Source organism: Bartonella jaculi (assembly GCF_039543045.1).
Taxonomy (GTDB): Bacteria; Pseudomonadota; Alphaproteobacteria; order Rhizobiales; family Rhizobiaceae; genus Bartonella; species Bartonella jaculi.
On sequence record NZ_BAABIZ010000123.1, the window covers coordinates 1 to 1,179 of the forward strand.

1 protein-coding gene and 1 pseudogene are annotated in these 1,179 nt (G+C 46.2%); both read left to right on the top strand.

The window, feature by feature from the left end:
- Window positions 1-571 (top strand): phage protein Gp27 family protein (locus tag ABD915_RS09705; protein ID WP_345117750.1); only part of this gene is annotated, 571 nt, incomplete at its 5' end.
- A pseudogene (locus ABD915_RS09710) lies at window positions 564-1,179 on the top strand (hypothetical protein); the annotation flags it as partial. The gene ABD915_RS09705 and the pseudogene ABD915_RS09710, both read left to right, overlap by 8 nt.

Sequence of the window (1,179 nt, forward strand, 5' to 3'; positions counted from 1 at the left end):
CGGGCGTGGGCGCTTAACGGCGATTGATTTATTGCCACAAGCTTGTGATCAAATTATTGCAGAGGCGGCTGAAGCTTTAAATGGGCGTGAAAAGACGCAAAAAGCCATTTATGATGAATTTAAAGCGGCTTTGAAGGCTTTAAAAAAAGAAACGGGTCTCAATTTTTCCATTCCCTCCTTTTCGAGTTTTAATCGTTATTCTTTGCGTTTAGCAGTGATGTCACGGCGCTTAGAACAAACCCGTGAAATAGCAGCAAGCCTTTCACAGCGCTTTGATGCCAAAGCTTCTGATAATATTACTCTGTTAACAGCTGCAGCGATTAAAGAGCTTATTTTTTCCACGTTAAGCAGTGGGAAAAGCCTTTCGCCAAAAGCGGCACAAGAATTGGCGAATGCGCTTAAAGGCGTTTTGGCAGCTGAACATTTGTCGACCACGAGGCGGCAAAAGTTGGAAAAGGATTTTGCTTCCAAAGCAAGTAAAGCGGTTGAGGTGGCAGCGGCAGCGGCGGGGCTCTCAGAAGAGACGGCACGGGCTATTCGTGCGCAGGTGTTGGGGATAAAACATGGCTGAAGGGTGTGAGACTTTTGAACAGACTCCTTTAAAAAGTGAGGCGAATGGTGATCGGTTGGGTTTTGAACTTTGGCAGACAAGTGCTTGTCTCAAAGAGAAAGATCCCTTAGCTGAAGGGGTTTTGATGGCGCATCAACGGGCATGGATTGAAGATAAATCTCCCTTAAAGTTGGTTGAAAAAGGGCGCCGGACCGGCATTACTTTTGCTGAGGCTCTAGATGATACGCTGATTGCGGCGGCAACGCTTGAGGCTGGTGGTGATAATGTTTTTTACATTGGCGACACCAAAGAAAAGGGGCGTGAATTTATTGGCTATGTGAGCAATTTTGCGAGAGTACTTACCAGCCATAGTGGGGATGTGGAAGAATTTTTATTTCCGGATCAAAAAGAGGATGGGTCGACAAAATATATCTCTGCTTATCGGGTACGCTTTGCTTCGGGGTTTCGCATTGAAGCGCTTTCAAGCCGTCCTGAAAATATCCGTGGACTACAGGGCATTGTGGTGATTGATGAGGCAGCGTTTCATCAAGATGTGCGCGCTGTTTTGGATGCGGTGAATGCTTTGTTAATTTGGGGGGGTAAAATCCGTGTGATCTCAACACACAATG